14 protein-coding genes and 1 riboswitch are annotated in these 18,843 nt (G+C 72.2%); of the genes, 4 read left to right on the top strand and 10 right to left on the bottom strand.

Translation table 11 applies throughout. The features are described from left to right. Window positions 1–414: 414 nt before the first annotated feature. Complete coding sequence (gene sepH, locus AB0K36_RS06450) at window positions 415–1,458, top strand: septation protein SepH (RefSeq protein ID WP_189474726.1); 1,044 nt, start codon at window positions 415–417, stop codon at window positions 1,456–1,458. A gap of 54 nt (window positions 1,459–1,512) precedes the next feature. Here sepH and AB0K36_RS06445 read toward each other — a convergent pair whose 3' ends face one another. Next, window positions 1,513–2,343: a sulfurtransferase gene (locus tag AB0K36_RS06445; RefSeq protein ID WP_364589105.1), complete on the bottom strand. Its 831-nt coding sequence runs from the start codon at window positions 2,341–2,343 to the stop codon at window positions 1,513–1,515. Between the two features lie 237 nt (window positions 2,344–2,580). Here AB0K36_RS06445 and AB0K36_RS06440 point away from each other — a divergent pair, with 237 nt between their 5' ends. Continuing rightward, window positions 2,581–3,351 (top strand): VOC family protein, encoded by a 771-nt coding sequence (locus AB0K36_RS06440; RefSeq protein ID WP_364589102.1) that lies wholly within the window; start codon window positions 2,581–2,583, stop codon window positions 3,349–3,351. On the opposite strand, the gene AB0K36_RS06435 is transcribed toward AB0K36_RS06440, so the two are convergent. From AB0K36_RS06435 to AB0K36_RS06420, 4 genes are read right to left on the bottom strand one after another with little or no spacing between them, the layout of a single operon-like run. Continuing rightward, on the bottom strand, window positions 3,323–4,033 hold the full coding sequence (locus AB0K36_RS06435; RefSeq protein WP_364589099.1) for a thymidine kinase: 711 nt from the start codon (window positions 4,031–4,033) through the stop codon (window positions 3,323–3,325). The two genes, AB0K36_RS06440 and AB0K36_RS06435, sit on opposite strands and share 29 nt — an antisense overlap. A 37-nt stretch (window positions 4,034–4,070) precedes the next feature. After that, the gene (locus tag AB0K36_RS06430) at window positions 4,071–5,264 is read right to left on the bottom strand and encodes an alkaline phosphatase family protein (RefSeq protein ID WP_364589096.1); all 1,194 of its coding nucleotides are present in this window, start codon (window positions 5,262–5,264) and stop codon (window positions 4,071–4,073) included. Continuing rightward, window positions 5,264–5,848 (bottom strand): DUF5998 family protein, encoded by a 585-nt coding sequence (locus tag AB0K36_RS06425; RefSeq protein WP_307708671.1) that lies wholly within the window; start codon window positions 5,846–5,848, stop codon window positions 5,264–5,266. Before AB0K36_RS06425 ends, AB0K36_RS06430 begins: the two co-directional genes overlap by 1 nt. A 37-nt stretch (window positions 5,849–5,885) precedes the next feature. Then, window positions 5,886–8,813 carry a bifunctional acetate--CoA ligase family protein/GNAT family N-acetyltransferase gene (locus tag AB0K36_RS06420; RefSeq protein WP_364589093.1) on the bottom strand — a complete coding sequence of 976 codons (2,928 nt, stop codon included), beginning with the start codon at window positions 8,811–8,813 and terminating at the stop codon, window positions 5,886–5,888. Between the two features lie 163 nt (window positions 8,814–8,976). On the opposite strand from AB0K36_RS06420, the gene AB0K36_RS06415 reads away from it, so the two are divergent. After that, entirely contained in the window at window positions 8,977–9,258 is a 282-nt protein-coding gene (locus tag AB0K36_RS06415; protein WP_364589090.1) for an HPr family phosphocarrier protein, read from the top strand. Between the two features lie 177 nt (window positions 9,259–9,435). Here AB0K36_RS06415 and AB0K36_RS06410 read toward each other — a convergent pair whose 3' ends face one another. The 4 genes from AB0K36_RS06410 to AB0K36_RS06395 form a co-directional block, all read right to left on the bottom strand. Continuing rightward, the gene (locus tag AB0K36_RS06410; protein ID WP_189474712.1) at window positions 9,436–10,113 is read right to left on the bottom strand and encodes a GntR family transcriptional regulator; all 678 of its coding nucleotides are present in this window, start codon (window positions 10,111–10,113) and stop codon (window positions 9,436–9,438) included. A 226-nt stretch (window positions 10,114–10,339) separates the two neighbouring features. Further along, entirely contained in the window at window positions 10,340–11,134 is a 795-nt protein-coding gene (locus AB0K36_RS06405; RefSeq protein ID WP_364589087.1) for a M23 family metallopeptidase, read from the bottom strand. A 13-nt stretch (window positions 11,135–11,147) separates the two neighbouring features. Then, a riboswitch (cyclic di-AMP (ydaO/yuaA leader) is annotated at window positions 11,148–11,310 on the bottom strand. Between the two features lie 229 nt (window positions 11,311–11,539). After that, entirely contained in the window at window positions 11,540–12,928 is a 1,389-nt protein-coding gene (locus tag AB0K36_RS06400; RefSeq protein ID WP_364589084.1) for a M16 family metallopeptidase, read from the bottom strand. After that, window positions 12,925–14,280 carry a M16 family metallopeptidase gene (locus tag AB0K36_RS06395; protein WP_364589082.1) on the bottom strand — a complete coding sequence of 452 codons (1,356 nt, stop codon included), beginning with the start codon at window positions 14,278–14,280 and terminating at the stop codon, window positions 12,925–12,927. Before AB0K36_RS06395 ends, AB0K36_RS06400 begins: the two co-directional genes overlap by 4 nt. A gap of 214 nt (window positions 14,281–14,494) precedes the next feature. Between AB0K36_RS06395 and AB0K36_RS06390 the strand changes: the two genes are divergently transcribed. Next, window positions 14,495–16,945, top strand: a complete 2,451-nt coding sequence (locus tag AB0K36_RS06390; protein WP_364589079.1) for a DNA gyrase/topoisomerase IV subunit A — start codon at window positions 14,495–14,497, stop codon at window positions 16,943–16,945. A gap of 62 nt (window positions 16,946–17,007) precedes the next feature. On the opposite strand, the gene AB0K36_RS06385 is transcribed toward AB0K36_RS06390, so the two are convergent. Further along, window positions 17,008–18,171: a CobW family GTP-binding protein gene (locus AB0K36_RS06385; protein ID WP_364589076.1), complete on the bottom strand. Its 1,164-nt coding sequence runs from the start codon at window positions 18,169–18,171 to the stop codon at window positions 17,008–17,010. Between the last annotated feature and the right edge of the window lie 672 nt (window positions 18,172–18,843).

Genomic DNA, 18,843 nt, shown 5'->3' with positions numbered 1-18,843 from the left:
TGGTGTTTCCGTGAAGCACAACACCTGGTCACCCCGCGTTCGAGCGCCAATCCGGTACCCCTCTGCCGAAGTTCGGCGGCGCGGCTGTCCACCCGGATGGCCCGAATGGAGTACTGTGGCGAGCCCTGGGCCCGGCCTCCCTCGTGGTGTCCGGATCCCAGGTTGGGGGCCGAAAGCGGCGCTCGATCCGGCGGCACCGCGGTGAAGCATGGAGATCTATCGCTCAGAGTGACGACCGATCACGCTGAGTGGCGAATAGATCACCGTGCCATAACGGCGATCCAGGGCTCGCGCCCGACACGCCGGGCAACTCGGCAAGGTTGTGGCAGGCTGCACCCGGGCAGGCCACACTCGACTCGACTAGCGGAAGCAGCGACGCAGGTGACGTCGGCAGGCACCACCCGGGAGGTCCCCATGCCCGAACTGCGTGTCGTGGCCGTCTCCAACGACGGCACACGACTGGTGCTCAAGGCTGCGGACAGCACGGAATACACGCTTCCGATCGACGAGCGCCTGCGTGCCGCCGTGCGTAATGACCGTGCCCGGCTCGGCCAGATCGAGATCGAGGTGGAGAGCCATCTCCGCCCCCGTGACATCCAGGCGCGTATACGTGCCGGTGCCTCCGCGGAGGAGGTCGCTCAGCTCGCCGGCATCCCGGTCGACCGGGTGCGCCGCTTCGAGGGCCCGGTCCTCGCAGAGCGGGCCTTCATGGCGGAGCGGGCCAGAAAGACCCCCGTACGCCGCCCCGGTGAGAACACCGGTCCGCAGCTGGGCGAGGCCGTGCAGGAGCGGCTGCTGCTGCGCGGTGCCGAGAAGGACACCGTCCAGTGGGACTCGTGGCGCCGCGACGACGGCACCTGGGAGGTCCTGCTCGTCTACCGGGTCGCGGGCGAACCGCACTCGGCGAGCTGGACCTACGACCCGCCGAGGCGGCTCGTCCAGGCCGTCGACGACGAGGCGCGCGCCCTGATCGGCGAGACCGACGACACGATCGCGCAGGAGCCGAGCTTCCCGTTCGTCCCGCGCATCGCGCGCCTGCCCAGGGACCGGCCGCTGGACCGCGCCCTGGACCGGCAGATCGAGCGCCCGTCCGCGCCCTCCGCCGACGCGGACGACAAGGACGAGCGGGATTCGCTGACCAGCCTGCTGGAGGCCGTGCCGAACTTCCGCGGCGACATGGTCGTGCCCGAGCGGCCCGTGGCGTCGGAGCCGCCCGCCGTCGAGCCCGGCCAGGAGGTCGAGGCCGAGGAGGAGCCGGTGGCGCCCGCCGCGTCGGCCGGCGCCGGTTCCGCGTACGCGGACGTGCTGATGCCGCGCTCCGTGGCCGGCCACCGGGACCGGCTGACGGGCACCACGGACCGGCAGGCGGAGGCGGACGGCGTCCGTCCCGGCCGCCGCGCCGCCGTACCGAGCTGGGACGAGATCGTCTTCGGAACGCGCCGCAAGAAGCAGGAGTAGGAACGTTTCGCACGAAGGGCCGGCCCCGCGGGGACCGGCCCTTGTGGCGTGCGATCAGCCCCGCCGCGGACCCGTCGCGACCGGACGCTCCGGGTCGCGGGACCACTCCGACCAGGAGCCCGCGTACAGAGCGTGGTCGAAGCCGGCGATCTCCAGGGCCAGCGCCTGCTGGGCGGCCGAGACGCCGGAGCCGCAGTAGACGCCCACGGGACCCGCGTCCGCACGGGCCCCGAGCTCCGCGAACCTGGCCGCCAGCCACTCGGCCGGGCGGAAGCGGCCCTGGTCGTCCAGGTTCTCCGTGGTCGGCGCCGAGACCGCGCCCGGAATGTGCCCGGCGACCGGGTCGATGGGCTCCACCTCGCCGCGGTAGCGCTCCCCCGCCCGGGCGTCGAGCAGGAGCCCGTCACGGGCCGTCGCCGCGGCGTCGTCGGCGTCGAGCAGGGGCAGCGCACCCGGCTTCGGCTCGAAAGTGCCCTCCTGTGGGACGGGAACCGTCGTCTCGAGCGGCCCGGTCCACGCCGCGAGTCCACCGTCCAGCACCCGGACGTCGTCGTGCCCGGCCCAGCGCAGCAGCCACCAGGCGCGTGCCGCGCCCCAGCCCTTGTCGGCGTCGTACGCGACGACGGGGGTGCCAGGACCGATGCCCGCCCGGCGCATGACCGCGCCGAACGCCTCGACGTCGGGCAGCGGATGACGGCCGGCGGCTCCTGGCGGTCCGGCCAGTTCGGCGTCGAGGTCGACGAAGACGGCGCCCGGGATGTGCCCGGCCTCGTAGTCGGGCCGACCGTGCGGCCCGCCGAGCCGGTAGCGGACATCGAGAAGGACCGGCGGGGTGGGGCCGGCGAGCTCGTCCGAGAGACCGGCCGCGGAGATGATCGGATTCATACGGCCATCCTCGCGCACCGGCCTGGCGCACCGGAACGCCCCCGAAGAGGATGAGCGGCCCCAAAACGGGCAACCTCCGGCGGGAACCCGCCATATCCGGCGCGGCCAGGGCGCACCGGGCCCCTGGTGATGACAACATCGGCTCGAGCGCAACGGTCTCCGCAGAGCCTCCCCACGACCGTGGACGCGCCAGGTCCCCCCGTACGGCCACCACGATGGTCCGAGGAGAGAGTGACGATGACCGAGGCGACTCGGCGCCCCCCGGGCACGCCCTGCTGGGTGAGCCTCATGGTGCACGGCCTTGACGCGACACAGGAGTTCTACGCGGCGCTGTTCGGCTGGGAGTTCTCACCCGGCCCCACGCAGCTGGGGCCCTACGTCCGCGCGATGCTCGGCGGGAAGGTGGTGGCCGGCATCGGCCGGCTGCCCGCCGACAGGCATCTGCCGGTCGCCTGGACCGCGTATCTGGCGAGCGACGACGCCGACGTGACCGCGGAGGTGATCCGCAGCTGCGGCGGCACGGTCGGCGTCGGGCCGCTCGACGCCGCCGACGCGGGACGGCTGGTGATCGCATCGGACCCGGCGGGCGCGGTGTTCGGCGTCTGGCAGGCGGCGGAGCACACCGGCACCGCCGTGTACGGCACGCACGGGACGCCCGTCTGGAACGAGCTGCGGACCAGGGACACCTCGTCGGTCGGCAAGTTCTACCAGGCGGTCTTCGGCCACGAGGCCAAGGAGGACGGATCCGGGCCGGACGGACTCACGCTACGGCTCGACGGCCGTCCCGTCGCCACGGTGCGGGGGATGGGCCGGACCCTGCCCCGCGAGCGCGGTCCGCACTGGATGACGTACTTCGAGGTCGAGGACACCGACGCGGCCGCGCACCGGGTGGTGGAGCTGGGCGGTCACGTCATCGAGGCGCCGGGACCGGGCCCCCGCGGGCGGGCGGCGACCGTCTCCGACCCCGAGGGCGCGGTGTTCACGATCGTACGGTCGGACGTCCCCTGACATCACGGGCGTCACGGGCGCCGACGGCGTCCGGGTCGGCCTCGACCGGCAGGACGTCCGGGGAGAGGGCGGCCGCCCGGGCGGAGGCCGCCGTCATCCGCCGGCGGTGGTGACGCCGGCACAGGACCTCGTAACCGACCTCGTCCGGTGACTGGTTGACGTCCCCGACGACGACCTGCGCGCCCTCGACGACCATCACACCGCCCACGGTGCGGGCGTTGTGCGTGGCGCGCGCACCGCACCAGCACAGCGCCTCGACCTGGAGCACCTCGACACGGTCGGCGAGTTCGACGAGCCGCTGCGAGCCGGGGAACAGCTTGGAGCGGAAGTCGGTGGTGATACCGAAGGCGAAGACGTCCAGTTCCAGGTCGTCGACGACGCGGGCGAGCTGGTCGACCTGGTCCGGCGCGAGGAACTGCGCCTCGTCGGCGATCACATAGTCGCAACGGCCGCCCTTGGAGAAGCGGTCGACGAGATACGCGTAGAAGTCGAAGCCCTCTGCGGCCTCTACCGCGTCGGTGACCAGCCCCAGCCGCGACGAGAGCTTGCCCTCGCCGGCCCGGTCGTCACGCGTGAAGATCATGCCCTGCAGGCCGCGCGCGGACCGGTTGTGCTCGATCTGAAGAGCGAGGGTGCTCTTTCCGCAGTCCATCGTTCCGGAGAAGAACACCAGCTCGGGCATGAGGAGATGAGACCTTTCGGGTCTGGGTGGAGGGCTTTCAGGAACGTACTTCGAGGAGCGGCACGAGCTGCTCCGCGGGGGTCATGGAACCATGCATGCCCACCATGGCGGACTCGTTCGGTTCGTTGACGGAGGCGATGATCACCACATCGTCGTGGGCGGCCGCGACGACGTCGCCGATCCGCCCGTACACCCGGTCGTCGATCTGCGGGCCGAACCAGCCGGCGGCGACGGCCTCGTCGCGGCTCGCCACCCAGAACTGCTCCCCCAGCACCTCACGCCACACGGCGAGGACGTCGTTCTCCGCGCCGGGCACGGCGTACACATGGCGTGCCCTGCCCTCGCCGCCGAGCAGGGCGACACCGGCCCGCAGTTCCCAGTCCTCGTCGAAGTCGATGCGGGACTGCTCGTCGAAGGGGATGTCGATCATGCCGTGGTCGGCGGTGACGTACAGCGCGGCGCGGGGCGGCAGCTGGTCGGCGAGCCGCTCCACCAGCCGGTCCGCGTACATCAGTTGTCCGCGCCAGGCGTCGGAGTCGATGCCGAACCGGTGCCCCTTGCCGTCGACCTCGCTGTAGTACGTGTAGACCAGCGAACGGTCACCGGCGGCCAGTTGCTCGGCGGCGAGGTCCATGCGCTCCTCGCCGGTCAGGCGGCCGTGGAACGTGCCGCCGCTGAGCGCGACCTTGGTGAGCGGCGTCTGCTCGAACGCGGGGGACGACACCTGGGCGGTGTGCACCCCCGCCCGGTCCGCCAGCTCGAAGACGGTGGGATACGGCTGCCAGGCCCTCGGCGAGGTCCACGGCCTCCACCGGAGCTGGTTCATCAGCTGGCCGGTCTCGGGATTGCGCACGGTGTAGCCGGGCAGGCCGTGCGCGCCGGGCGGGAGGCCCGTACCGACGGAGGCGAGCGAGGTGGCGGTGGTCGCCGGGAACCCGGCCGTGATCGGCGCTCCGGTACCGCCGCGGGACGTGCCGAGGAGCGAGGTCAGGAACGGGGCCTCGTCGGGGTGGGACCTGATCTGCTCCCAGCCGAGGCCGTCGATCAGGAAGACGCAGTTCCGGTCGGCGGGCGTGAGCTCGGCGATGGACTGCTCGAGCCCCGGGACACCCTGGCCGGCGGCGAGGGTGGGGAGCAGGTCGGCGAGCGAGCCGCTGCCGTACTCGGGCGCGGGCGCCGCGTACACATCGAGCGAGACGGGGTCGTCCGGCCACACTGCGGGCTGGGCCATCAGCGCGTGGCTGCCGTGGCTTCGGAGAGCGCCTGGGCGAAGACCAGGGTCTGGCGGACGGTGTCGGGCCCGTCACCGGCCTCGCTGACGCGCAGGCTGAGGTCGTCGGCGGTGGAGCTGCCGGTGTAACCGTGGTCGGCGTCGCAGTTCGGGTCGCCGCAGGCGGCGGGCTCCAGGTCGAGGCGCGAGACCGCGCCCCAGCCGATGGTCAGGACGACCTCGCGCGGCAGCGTGCCGGGGGTGTACGACTCCGGATTGGCGACCACGCGGCTGACCACGACCGACGAGATCCGGCCGAGCTTCACCGACTCGGTGGAGGTGGTCGCGTACGGGGTCGGGGAGCCGGAGTCGGCGGCCTGCTCGTCGGTGTGGCTGACGATGAACCGGTTCGCCGTCAGGACGAGGACGGTGACATGGCGGCGGACCTCGTTCGCGTCGAACGTGGTCTCCTGGTGCACCAGGTACGACGCGATCGGCTCGCCGCCGACGGCGGCTTCCACCGCCTCGGCCACGAGTGCCGGGTAGTAGCCGCTGCGCTCGATCGCGGCGCGCAGCCCCTGGGTCGTCGTACCGGTCTTCGCCATGCGGTCCATCCTACGGGGCCCCAGGGGCACCGGGCGCTCAGTAGCTGGGGAGCCGGCGGGGGCCGAGATCGCTTCGGGGCGGCGGCGGCGCCAGCCGTACGGACGCGTCCAGCACGGTGAGGCCGTGCTGGGCGACGACGACCGGCTCGAGGCTGATGCCGACCACTTCCGGGTGGTCGTCGACCAGTCGCGACACGCGCAGCAGCAGTTCCTCGAGCGCGGAGGTGTCGACCGGCGCGGATCCGCGCCAGCCGAACAGCAGCGGCGCCGCGCGGATGGTGCGGATCAGGTCGCCCGCGTCACGGTCGGTGGCGGGAACGAGCCGGTGCGCGGTGTCGCCGAGCAGCTCGGAGGCCACACCGGCCAGCCCGAAGGAGAGCACGGCTCCGACGGCGGGGTCGATGGCGGCGCGCACGACCGTGTCCACACCACGCGGCACCATGGCCTGCACCACCGGCTGGAGCTCCGCGGGCTTGCCGAACGTCTCCGTCAGCTCGCGGTACGCCTGGCGCAGCTGTGTCTCGTCGGCCAGGTCGAGGCGTACGCCGCCGAGATCGGCGCGGTGGCGCAGGTGGGGGGCGGTGGTCTTGAGCGCGACCGGGTAGCCGAGCCGCGCGGCGGCCTGCACGGCGGCGCCCGGGTCGGGAGCGGGCAGGGTCGGCCGCACATGGACGCCGTAGCGCGCGAGGAGCGCGTGGGCGTCGGCCGCGGCGAGGGTGAATCCCCTGTCGTCGTCCGCCGCCGCGAGCAGCCGCTCGATGTGCGCGGCGGCTCCGGCCTCGTCGATGTCGTCGTACACAGGGACCCGGCCGGGCTCCGCGGCCTGCCGTCGCCACTGGGCGTACCTCACGGCCTCGGCGAGGGCCCGCGCGGCGCGCTCGGCGGCGGGGTAGGCGGGGATCCGGCGGGTGTCGGCGCCGGGCGACGACGGGTCGCTGTCGTCGGCGGCCTCCGTGCCGCCGGTGGCCGCGGACCCGGGCCGGACACCGTCCGGACGGGGTACCTCGCTCAGCGTCGCCGCCGTCGCCGCGCCGGGGCGGGCCGGCCCGTGATCACCGTCGCGTTCGGCGGTGTCGGCCCGCCCGGAGTGGTCGGACGGCGGGGCGGTGCTGGCGGCCGCCGCGAGGGCGTCGGCCAGGGCGCCCATTTCCACGTGGACGACCGCCACGGGTTTGGCCGGAGCGGTGGCCGACGCGTCGCGGAGGGCCGCGGCGAGGACCTCGCCGTCGCCCGATTCCGTGACGCCGTTCTCGCCGACCCAGGGGATCGCCGTGATGACCACGGCGTCGCACCCGTCGTCCTCCAGGGCTTCCGCCAGGGCCGCGCGGAAGTCCGAGGGTGTGGCCGCCGTCGTGAGGTCGCGCGGCGGGAGCGGACGCAGGCCCTCCGTCAGGCAGGCGTCGTAGGTGAGCAGGCCGAGCGACTCCGAGTTGCCGAGGATCGCCACCCGCGGCCCGCGCGGCAGCGGCTGCCCGGCCAGCATCAGGCCCGCGTCCACGAGTTCGGTGACCGTGTCGACGCGGATCACTCCCGCCTGGCGCAGCAGCGCCCCGACGGTCGCGTCCGGGATACGGGTGAACGGCACCGCGTGGCCCGGCGGCACGCTGCCGCTGTGCCGGGCTCCCTTGACCACGACGACCGGCTTGACCGCGGCGGTCCGTCGGGCGAGGCGGGTGAACTTGCGGGGGTTGCCGATGGACTCCAGGTACATCAGGACGACGTCGGTGTCCGGGTCCTCGTGCCAGTACTGCAGGAAGTCGTTGCCGGAGACGTCCGCGCGGTTGCCGGAGGAGATGAACGAGGACAGGCCCGCACCACGCCGGTGGAGTCCCGAGAGCAGCGCGATGCCGATCGCCCCGGACTGGGTGAACAGGCCGATCCGCCCGGGCACGGGGGCCTCGGGGGCCAGGGAGGCGTTGAGCCGGACGGCGTCCGAGGTGCTGATGATCCCGAACGAGTTGGGCCCGATGATCCGCATTCCGTACGACCGGGCCTGCCGCACCAGCTCGCGCTGGCGTTCCCTTCCGGCCCGGCCGCTCTCCGCGTATCCGGCGCTCAGCACCACGAGCCCTTGCACACCGTGCTCGCCGCAGTCCGCGACGACGTCGGGCACCCGCTCAGCCGGGACGGCGACGATCGCCAGATCGACAGGTTCCGCGATCTCACCGACCGAGCGCACGGCGGGCACGCCGTCGATCTCGCGCTGGTCCTGCGGGAACGCGCGGTTGACCGCGTACACCCGGCCGGTGAATCCGCCGTCCAGGAGGTTGCGCAGCGCGGTGCGCCCGACGCCGCCGGGCAGCCGGCCCGCGCCGACGACGGCCACGGAGCCGGGCGCGAGCAGCCGCTGGACCGAGCGTGCCTCGGCGCGCTGCTCGCGTCCGCGCTGCACGGCGAGGGACTCCGCCGTCGGTTCGAGGTCGAGGGTCAGATGGACGGATCCGTCCTCGAAGCTGCGCCGCTGTGTGTATCCGGCGTCGCGGAACACCTTGATCATCTTGGAGTTGGCCGGCAGCACCTCCGCGGCGAAGCGCCGGATGCCCCGCTCCCGTGCCACCGCCGCGATGTGTTCGAGCAGCGCGGACGCGACGCCGCGCCCCTGGTGCGCGTCCTGGACGAGGAAGGCGACCTCCGCCTCGTCCGCGGGGGCGCTCGCCGGCCGGCCCTGCGCGTTGATCCGGTCGTAGCGGACGGTGGCGATGAACTCGCCGCCGACCGTGACCGCGAGTCCGACCCGGTCGACGTAGTCGTGGTGCGTGAACCGGTGGACGTCCTTGTCGGAGAGCCGCGGGTAGGGGGCGAAGAAGCGGTAGTACTTCGACTCGTCGGAGACCTGTTCGTAGAAGCTGACCAGCCGGTGGGCGTCCTCGGGGGTGATGGGCCTGATCCGGGCGGTGCCGCCGTCGCGCAGCACCACGTCTGCTTCCCAGTGAGCGGGGTAAGCGTGCTCCTGCGAGGTCTGCATGGGGGAAAGCCTACGCGCGGGCCACCGGTCGCGAAGGCGGTTGCGCGCGGGCAGTCTGAGGGGGCCGACGGCGGTCCGCACCCCCGGCAGGGTGGGCGGGGAGCACGCCGGGACACATGAGAGACTGGTCTAGACAACCCGCTAAGACTTGAAGGGCAACACCATGGCTGAGCGCCGCGTCAATGTCGGCTGGGCCGAGGGCCTTCACGCCCGCCCCGCGTCCATCTTCGTCCGTGCCGCGACGGCTGCCGGCGTCCCTGTGACGATCGCCAAGACCGACGGCAAGCCGGTCAACGCGGCCTCGATGCTCGCTGTGCTCGGCCTGGGCGCCCAGGGTGGCGAGGAGATCGTCCTCGCCTCCGACGCGGACGGCGCGGAGGCGGCGCTCGACCGCCTGGCCAAGCTGGTGGCCGAGGGTCTCGACGAGCTTCCCGAGACCGTCTGAGCCCGGCGGGCCCTGTCGCCCGCCGCCATTCACAGAAAAGCCGCGGCGTTCCGGGTCCGGAGCGCCGCGGTTCTGCATTTAAGACCGTATTCCGCATTCCGCGTTCCGGGCCCGGACAGAAAAGGAATGCGGAGAAATGGCCGACCCCATCACGCCTTCTTTTGTATACGCCCTCTGTTAATTCCGGCCGCTCGTGGTGTTTACGGCATGTTGCGAAGTCCTCACCCGTACGGTGCGGCGCAGCCGGTGGGCCGCGGCGGCACGCTCGGCGTGCGCGGCCGTCAGCGCGCGCGCACGCTCCGCGTCACCGCGGGCCACGGCGTCGACGATCGCACCGTGCTCCGCCCACGACTCGACCGGGGCGAGCGGCTGCTCCACCGAGTACATCCAGGCGATCTTGTGCCGCAACTGGGTCAGCAGCGCGGTCAGCCCGGGGCTGTCGCAGGACTGGGCGAGTGTCTCGTGGAACCAGGAGCCGAGCGAGCGCAGATCCTCGCCCTGCCCCCGGCGGGCCCGCTCCTGACCGAGTCTCACCAGGCCGCGCAGCACCCGCAGATGCGCTTCCGTGCGGCGCTGCGCGGCGCGCGCCGCGCCCAGCGGCTCCAGCAGCATGCGGATCTCCAGGAGGTCGGCGGCCTCCCGCTCCGTCGGCTCCGCCACACAGGCGCCCGCGTGCCGGCGGGTCACGACGAAACCCTCCGACTCCAGGGTGCGCAGCGCCTCGCGCACCGGGACGCGGGAGACCCCGTAGCGGCGGGCCAGCTGCTCCTCGGTGAGCCGGCTGCCGCGCTCGTAGACCCCGGAGACGATGTCGTCGCGGATCGCCGTGCATACCGAGTGCGCGGGAATACGCATGACCGAACCTCCGCATTGATCCGAGCGAAACGCAGCCGATTGACGCGTGTTCCCGTGACTCTATTGCAATCAACGCGGTTTTCCGACGCCAGGACGAAAACCATGGAAGTCTCTTGACGGAGACGGTAATCACTCAATGGGCGAAACGCCGTGGAATGCGCCGAAGGCCCCCGGCGGGGAGCCGGGGGCCTTCGGACTTGAGGCGCGGGACGCGGGGCGCCGAGGGTCAGACGTTGACGCCGTGCGAGCGGAGGTAGGCGACCGGGTCGATGTCGGAGCCGTACTCGGCGGTGGTCCGGGCCTCGAAGTGGAGGTGCGGGCCGGTCGAGTTGCCGGTCGAGCCGGACAGGCCGATCTGCCGGCCCGGGGTGACCTGCTGGCCGACGGAGACGCTGATGGACGACAGGTGGCCGTACTGGGTGTACGTGCCGTCGTTCATCCGGATGACGACGTTGTTGCCGTACGCGCCGCCCCAGCCGGCCTCGACGACGGTGCCCGAACCGACGGACACGACGGAACTGCCGGAGGCGGCACGGAAGTCGACGCCGGAGTGGCTGCCGGAGGACCACAGGGCGCCGCCGGTCTTGTAGCCGGTGGTGACGTACGAACCGGCGATGGGGAGCCGGAAGGAGTTCAGCCGCTTGCGCTCGGCCTCACGGGCGGCGCGCTCCTTGGCCTCGCGGGCCTCCTTGGCACGCGCCTCGGCCTTGCGCCTGGCCTCCGCCTTCGCCTCTGCCTCGGCCTTCGCCTGCGCCTTGGCCTTGGCGGCGGCCTCCTGGGCCTCCCTCTCCTGGGCGGCGGCCTGGTCGGCTATCTCGTCGGCGAGCGACCCCATGGAGACGATCTGGGTGAGGCCGGTGTCCTCGACGGACGGGGCCTCGGTGTCAGCGGCGAGCGCCGGGGAGGCGAGGGTTCCGATGACGCCGGTGGTGGCGAGGGCGGCGACGCCGGCCAGGTTCGCGCTCCTGCGCGTCAGGCGGCTCGGGGCACGATGCTTCCCGGTGGCACGGGTGAACGCCATGAAGAGGCTGGTCCTTTCCTTCCTTCTCGCCTACCGGGTTAGCTGACGGGTTCGGAGCAGGAAGGTCTCCTACGGCCCCCTCCGCACGGGCGAAGGACGGCCGATTCACCCCAGGGACTGCGTGGGTCCCCGGCTCCCCAGGCTCGCGCCTGACGGGGACTCGGCGATGGCTGCCCGATGCCGCGGGCGCGACGATCTTCAGGCGGACAGCCGGACCGACGCTAGGCAACCCATTCGTCAATCACCAAACAGACAGCCCGTTTTGTAGCGCATGCCACAGGGCAGACAGGCACTCAAGCCTGCAAATCGGACATAGAGCAGGACCCCGGCAAACGATTCGAAGCCGGGGTCCTGTTCGTGCGGATTGCTCGTTTCTTGAGTCGCCGGGGCCGGGCGGCTCCCGTATCAGCCCGTGACAACCCTCACTTCACCGATGCCGAGCGCCTTCACCGGCTCCTCGATCTGCGACGCGTCGCCGACGAGCACGGTCACCAGCCGGTCGACCGGGAAGGCGTTGACGACCGCCGCGGTCGCCTCCACGGTGCCCGTCTCCGCCAGCCGGACGTACATCTGCGCCTGGTAGTCGTCCGGGAGGTGCTGCTCGACCTGGTCGGCCAGCGTGGCCGCGACGGACGCCGCCGTCTCGTACTTCAGCGGGGCGACGCCCACCAGGTTCTGCACGGCGACGTCCCGCTCGGCGTCCGTGAGCCCCTCGGCGGCGAGCGTGCGAAGCACCTTCCACAGGTCCTCGAGCGCCGGACCGGTGTTGGGCGTGTCCACGGAGCCGCTGATGGCGAGCATCGAGGCGCCGGAGCCGTCCGGAGCGGAGCGCAGCACCTGGCCGAAGGCGCGCACACCGTAGGTGTAGCCCTTCTCCTCGCGCAGCACCCGGTCCAGGCGGGAGGTCAGCGTGCCGCCGAGGCAGTACGTGCCGAGCACCTGGGCGGGCCAGACACGGTCGTGGCGGTCGCCGCCGACGCGGCCGATGAGCAGCTGTGTCTGCACCGCACCGGGGCGGTCGACGATGACCACCCGGCCGGTGTCGTCGGCGGTGATCGTGGGCACCGGACGCGGGTCCGCCTTGTCGCCCGTCCACGCCCCGAGCGTGTCGCCGAGGACGGCGTCCAGGTCGATGTCGGTGAGGTCGCCGACGATCACCGCGGTGGCGGTGGCGGGCCGCACATGCGCCTCGTAGAAGGCGCGTACGGCGGCCGCGTCGATCCGCGCGACCGTCTCCTCCGTGCCCTGGCGCGGCCGGGAGACGCGCAGCGAGGCCGGGAAGAGCTCCTTGGAGAGCTGCTTGGCTGCCCGGCGGCCCGGGTTCGCCGTCTCGTGCGGGATCTCGTCCAGGCGGTTGCGGACCAGCCGCTCGACCTCGCCGGCCTCGAAGGCGGGTGCGATCAGCGCCTCGGAGAGCAGCCCGAGCGCCTTGTGCAGCCGGGAGACCGGCACCTCGAGGGAGACCCGGACGCCGGGGTGGTCGGCGTGCGCGTCCAGGGTGGCGCCGCAACGCTCCAGTTCCGCGGCGAACTCCTCCGCGGAGTGCTTGTCGGTGCCCTCCGACAGGGCGCGCGCCATGATCGTGGCGACGCCGTCGAGGCCCTCCGGCTCGGCGTCCAGCGGGGCGTCGAGCGAGATCTCGACGGCCACCACCTGCTGGCCGGGACGGTGGCAGCGCAGCACCGTCAGTCCGTTGTCCAGCGTGCCGCGGTCGGGGGCCGGGAAGGCCCAGGGCCGGGCGGTGCCCGGGGTCGGCTGCGGGTGGAACTCCATGGTCACGGCAGCGTCGCTCACTGGTCCGTCCCCTCCTGCTCGTGTCCGTCGGCCGCGTCGGTCTCTTCTTCGGCGACCGGTTCGTAGACCAGCACCGCCCTGTTCTCCGGGTGCAGCCGGGCCTTGGCGACCGCCTGCACCTCCTCCGCGGTCACGTCGAGCACCCGCTGGACGGCGGTGAGCGCCAGCTGCGGATCGCCGAACAGCACCGCGTATCGGCAGAGTTCGTCGGCGCGGCCCGCGACCGTGCCGAGACGGTCCAGCCACTCGCGCTCCAGCTGGGCCTGGGCGCGCTCCATCTCCCCCGGCGTCGGGCCCTCGGCCGCGAACCGGGCCAGCTCCTCGTCGACGGCAGCCTCGATCTGCGGCACCTCGACACCGCCGGACGTCTTCACGTCCAGCCAGCCCATCGACGGGGCGCCCGCCAGCCGCAGCAGGCCGAACCCGGCCGCGACGGCCGTCCGGTCACGGCGCACCAGGCGGTTGTGCAGGCGGGACGACTCGCCGCCGCCGAGGACGGTCAGCGCCAGGTCGGCGGCGTCGCACTCGCGGGTGCCGTCGTGCGGGAGGCGGTACGCGGCCATCAGGGCGCGGGCGGGAACCTCCTCGACGATCTCCTCACGCAGCTGCGCGCCGATGTTCTCCGGGAGGGTGCCCTCACGCGGCGGCTGCTTGCCGCTGTGGGAGGGGATGGACCCGAAGTACTTCTCGATCCAGGCGAGCGTCTGCTGCGGATCGATGTCGCCGACGACCGACAGCACCGCGTTGTTGGGCGCGTAGTAGGTGCGGAAGAAGGCGCGGGCGTCCTCGAGGGTCGCCGCGTCCAGGTCGGCCATCGAACCGATCGGGGTGTGGTGGTAGGGGTGGCCCTCCGGGTAGGCGAGGGCGGTCAGCCTCTCGAAGGCCGTGCCGTAGGGCACGTTGTCGTACCGCTGGCGGCGTTCGTTCTTGACGACGTCGCGCTGGTTCTCCATCGACTCGTCGTCGAGGGCCGTCAGCAGCGAGCCCATGCGGTCGGCCTCGAGCCAGAGCGCGAGCTCCAGCTGGTGCGTCGGCATCGTCTCGAAGTAGTTGGTCCGCTCGAAGCTGGTGGTGCCGTTCAGCGAGCCGCCGGCCCCCTGGACGAGCTCGAAGTGTCCGTTCCCCTTCACCTGTGCCGAGCCCTGGAACATCAAATGCTCGAAGAGGTGGGCGAGTCCCGTACGGCCCTTGACTTCGTGGCGGGAACCGACGTCGTACCAGAGGCAGACCGCGGCGACCGGGGTCAGGTGGTCCTCGGAGAGCACCACGCGCAGGCCGTTGGCCAGGCGGTGCTCGGTCGCTGTCAGGCCGCCGGAACCGGCCGGCGCTGTGGCCGTGTGACCCATGGGCATGTACGTCCCTTCGATCGCGAAAACTAAGAGGTGCTGCCAGACCTGCCACTGTATGCAAGCGTGCTGACACCTGGCGAAGTTCCCGGGCCGCGATCTGCGCCGTTCCACCCGCGGGGCGGGGTCGAACATGGGTCGCGGTCGGTGTTGTCAGCGGGACGGTCCACAATGGTCGGCGTCAGACGCCCAACTGGTACGTGAAGGAGCAGCAGCCGCGATGGCCCGCCGCAGCACGAAGACCCCACCGCCGGACGACTTCGAGGAGCGCATCCTCGACATCGACGTGGTGGACGAAATGCAGGGCTCCTTCCTCGAGTACGCGTACTCGGTGATCTACTCCCGGGCCCTTCCGGACGCACGCGACGGCATGAAGCCGGTGCACCGCCGCATCGTCTACCAGATGAACGAGATGGGCCTGCGCCCCGACCGCGGCTATGTGAAGTGCGCGCGCGTCGTCGGCGAAGTCATGGGCAAGCTGCACCCCCACGGCGACGCCTCCATCTACGACGCCCTCGTGCGCATGGCGCAGCCGTTCTCGATGCGCCTGCCGCTGGTCGACGGCCACGGCAACTTCGGCTCCCTGGGCAACGACGACCCGCCGGCCGCCATGCGGTACACCGAGTGCCGGATGGCCGACGCCACCAGCCTGATGACAGAGTCGATCGACGAGGACACGGTCGACTTCCAGTCCAACTACGACGGCCAGGAGCGCGAGCCCGTCGCGCTGCCCGCCGCCTACCCGAATCTCCTGGTGAACGGCGCGTCCGGCATCGCGGTCGGCATGGCCACCAACATGCCCCCGCACAACCTGGGCGAGGTCATCGCGGCGGCGCGCCACCTCATCAGACACCCCGGCGCGGACCTCGAGACGCTGATGCGCCACGTGCCGGGCCCCGACCTGCCGACGGGCGGCCGCATCGTCGGCCTGACCGGCATCAGGGACGCGTACGAGTCCGGCCGCGGCACGTTCAAGATCCGTGCCACGGTCTCCGTGGAGAACGTCACCGCCCGCCGCAAGGGCCTGGTCGTCACGGAACTGCCCTTCGCGGTCGGCCCGGAGAAGGTCATCGCGAAGATCAAGGACCTGGTCGGGTCGAAGAAGCTGCAGGGCATCGCCGACGTCAAGGACCTCACCGACCGGCAGCACGGCCTGCGCCTGGTCATCGAGATCAAGAACGGCTTCATCCCCGAGGCCGTCCTGGAGCAGCTCTACAAGCTGACGCCGATGGAGGAGTCCTTCGGCATCAACAACGTGGCCCTGGTCGACGGCCAGCCGCTCACGCTCGGGCTGAAGGAACTGCTCGAGGTCTACCTCGACCACCGCTTCGACGTCGTCCGCCGGCGCAGCGAGTTCCGGCGGACCAAGCGCCGGGACCGGCTGCACCTGGTCGAGGGCCTGCTCGTCGCCCTCCTCGACATCGACGAGGTCATCCGGCTCATCCGCTCCAGCGACAACTCGGCCCAGGCCAAGGAGCGGCTGATCGAGCACTTCTCGCTGAGCGAGATCCAGACGCAGTACATCCTCGACACCCCGCTGCGCCGGCTCACCAAGTTCGACCGCATCGAGCTCGAGAGCGAGCGCGACCGGCTGAACGGCGAGATCGACGAGCTGACCGGCATCCTCGAGTCGGACGCCGAGCTGCGCAAGCTGGTCTCCTCCGAACTCGCCGCCGTGGCGAAGAAGTTCGGCACCCCGCGGCGCACGGTGCTGCTGGAGTCCGCGGGCACGCCCGCGCCGGCGGCCTCGCTCCAGGTGGCGGACGACCCGTGCCGGGTGCTGCTCTCCTCCACCGGCCTGCTGGCCCGCACGGCCACCGGTGAGCCGTTGGTCGACGGACGCAGCCGGCGCTCCAAGCACGACGTGATCGTCTCCGCCGTGCTCACGACGCAGCGTGGCGAGGTGGGCGCGGTGACGTCCGCCGGGCGGCTGCTGCGTCTGTCGGTGATCGATCTGCCCCAGCTGCCGGACACGGCCACCACGCCGAACCTCGCCGGAGGCGCTCCGGTCGCCGAGTTCCTCTCGCTGGAGGCCGACGAGACCCTCGTCTGTCTGACGACGCTCGACGAGTCGTCGCCGGGCCTCGCGCTCGGCACGCTCCAGGGTGTGGTCAAGCGTGTGGTGCCCGACTACCCCGCCAACAAGGAGGAGCTGGAGGTCATCACCCTCAAGGAGGGGGACCGGATCGTCGGCGGCGCCGAGCTCCACACCGGCGACGAGGACCTGGTCTTCATCACCTCCGACGCCCAGCTGCTGCGCTATCCGGCCTCCCAGGTGCGGCCGCAGGGCCGCCCTGCGGGCGGCATGACCGGCATCAAACTCGCCGAAGGCGCCGAGGTCATCTCGTTCACGGCGGTGGATCCGGCGGGCGAGGCGGTGGTGTTCACCGTCGCGGGTTCGCACGGGACGCTGGACGACTCGATCGCGACGGCGAAGCTGACACCGTTCGACCAGTACCCCCGCAAGGGGCGGGCCACGGGCGGCGTGCGCTGCCAGCGTTTCCTGAAGGGCGAGGACGTGCTGCTCCTGGCCTGGGCGGGCGCGGCACCGGCCAGAGCGGCGCAGAAGAACGGCGAGCCGGCGGAGCTGCCGGAGATGGACCCCCGGCGCGACGGCTCCGGCACGCCTCTCGCGTCGCCGGTGGCGGTACTGGCGGGCCCGGCGAGCTAGGGCGGTGCCTGCCACGTCTTCGTGACGTGGAACCACGGCCGTCCGGGCCGATCCCTCGCGGGTCAGTCCGGACGGTCGCTCGCCAGGAGATCCTCGAACGGGTGGTCTGACGGTTCGTCGGACGGGATGCCGGACCGGAGGTCGGACGGGTCGTCCGAGGACTCGTCGCGTACGAAACGCAGGATTCCCCACATGCTGTGCTCCTCCGGGACGTCCTGCTCGCCGGTGACGCGGGCGGCGTCCAGTTCCGCCAGCAGGGCGGGGGCGTCGATGCCTGACCCGATGAGCACCAGCTGTGTCTGCCGCCCGCCGCCACCCGGCGGCCAGGGCTCGGGACGGAAACGCAGGAACCTGCCGACGGAGTGGACGGCGTAGCGGTTACGGGGATCGAGGGCGCCGAAGTCGACGAACCCCTTGATGCGGTAGAGGCCCTCCGGCCGTGAGTCGAGGAAGTCCAGCAGCCGGCGCGGATGGAGCGGGTCGTCCGAGGTGAACGAGGCGCTCTCGTAGGTGGCGTGCAGGTGGCCGCCGTGACCGCTGCCGCCGCAGTCGTGGGCCTGGGCGTGGGCTTCATGGTCGTCGTCGTGGACATCGTCGAAGGAGAGCTGGCCGACGCGCTCCGACGGCGGCCGCGGTTCGAAGAACAGCTCGGCGTCGACGCGCCCGTACGACGCCGGGATCACCGCGGCCCGGCCGGCGAGACCGGTGATCCGCTCCCGCAGCCCGCGCAGGGCGGTCTCACCGACCCGGTCGGCCTTGTTCAGTACGACCAGGTCGGCGACGCCGAGGTGCCGGTCGATCTCCGGGTGCCGTGTACGGGTCTGCTCGAACTCGGCCGCGTCGACGACCTCGACGAGACCGCCGTACAGGATCCGTTCGTTCTCGCTGGCCAGCAACATCCGCACCAGCTCCTGCGGTTCGGCGAGCCCGCTCGCCTCGATGACGATCACATCGAGGCCGACGGCCGGCCGCGTGAGCTTGTCGAGGAAGACATCCAGCTCGCTCGCGTCGACGGCACAGCAGAGGCAGCCGTTGCCGAGGGAGACGGTGGAGTCGCCGAGCTGTCCGGCAACCGTCATCGCGTCGATCTCGATCGACCCGAAGTCGTTGACGATCGCGCCGATCCGGGTGCCGCGGCTGGTCCGCAGCAGGTGGTTGAGCAAGGTCGTCTTACCGGATCCCAGAAAGCCCGCGAGGACGATGACGGGGATCTGCGACGCGCTCAAGACGGCACCTCCGGGGCTTCGCTGCACTTGGGTGTCCCAGGATATGGGCCGGCCGGAACGGCCTGGTGCGCGCAATATGCTGCGCGGGTGCCGCAAATTCGCGGCACGCGAGTGTCGGGGCCGCTGCGCGGGCGTTTCCCCACCCTGCCCGTTCCCGCTGCACCGATGCGCGGCCCCCGTGGCGGGGCAAGCCCCGGACCCCTCACCGCCCTGCGGGCGGGGCCCTCAAGCCCCCCTGCGGCCTGGCGGCCGTGCGAGGTGCCCCCGGGCGGGCTGGACATGCCGCTGCGTGGCACTCCAGCCGTGCCCCGGCGGCGGAAGCTTTCACTCCGCGAAATCAGCCACGCCGGCAACTCACGCCCCGCCGGCGGCTCCAGCGTTGCCCGGCAACTCCAGCCCCGCCGCGATTGAGGCGCGGGGGCCGGGGGCCTCACCCTCGCCGGCGGCTCCGGCGTAGCCGGGCGACTCCAGCCTCGCCGGCGTTTGAGGCGCGGGGGTCCGGTGGGGGTCCCCCCACGCCGCCAGGCGTAGGGGGAGGAGCCCCGAAACACCGCGCGGAGCGCGGTGCCGGGTCCGGGCGGAGCCCGGTTCGGGAAGGGGCGGGGAGGGGAACGCGCACGCGCAACACCGCCCGAGGGGGAACGCCCGCCGCAGCCGCAACGCCACCCGAGG

It is taken from the genome of Streptomyces kurssanovii, from assembly GCF_040677245.1.
Classification (GTDB): Bacteria; Actinomycetota; Actinomycetes; order Streptomycetales; family Streptomycetaceae; genus Streptomyces; species Streptomyces kurssanovii.
Note: the sequence above shows the minus strand (reverse complement) of the source record. Positions and strands in the feature narration are given on the sequence as shown.